This is a genomic window from Fructilactobacillus sp. X2R1C1 (assembly GCF_059901435.1).
Genome location: NZ_JBWXUV010000178.1, coordinates 1 through 229, shown reverse-complemented (window position 1 = coordinate 229; position 229 = coordinate 1). Strand labels below are relative to the sequence as shown.

Annotated in this window: 1 pseudogene; it reads right to left on the bottom strand. The window is 42.8% G+C overall.

The features are described from left to right. Positions 1-229 (bottom strand): annotated as a pseudogene (locus AC6UDG_RS07955) (MFS transporter); the annotation flags it as partial.

The window sequence follows — 229 nt, the reverse complement described above, 5'->3', positions numbered from 1 at the left end:
AATTAGCCGAATACGTACTCATGTCTTTCATCATAAATGGTGGCATGAGTTCGTTTTTCCCGAAAATGTTCAAGAAGCCAATGAAGTAGTTTCCAGCCAAAATCAACGTTAAGAGCACGTTCAACGCAATCTTACCCAGATACTTCCACTTAGCTCGGGAACGCCAAAGACCAACGACCGCAAACGGGACTAACATAATGACTGTGAACAAAGCACTCAAGATGTGCAT